Annotated in this window: 1 protein-coding gene; it reads right to left on the reverse strand. The window is 26.1% G+C overall.

The features are described 5' to 3' along the window. Nucleotides 1-15: 15 nt before the first annotated feature. Nucleotides 16-287 (reverse strand): peptidoglycan bridge formation glycyltransferase FemA/FemB family protein (locus KA878_RS14460; protein ID WP_245336771.1); only part of this gene is annotated, 272 nt, incomplete at its 5' end.

Genomic DNA, 287 nt, shown 5'->3' on the forward strand with positions numbered 1-287 from the left:
GGAAATTGGAATAAATTATTTAATTTTGTTGAGTAATTTATTTATAAAATACCAATTTTTTCTGATTGGTTTTATAAAGTCGCCAATATATTCTTCAACATTAGCATTAAATCCTTTTTTAAATTGTTGTACGCCATAATCTTCGGCTGTATCAGAAAAATCACCTGTAACACCGTAAAAATTATATCGTTCTATATTGTGGGTTTTACTAAATTTAATCATTTCCCATTGTAATTTATAAGCACCCATAAATTCATTGTATTTAGGATTAGATCCGCTAGATAAAT

The sequence above is a fragment of the Staphylococcus sp. GDY8P57P genome, assembly GCF_017892585.1.
GTDB lineage: Bacteria > Bacillota > Bacilli > Staphylococcales > Staphylococcaceae > Staphylococcus > Staphylococcus borealis.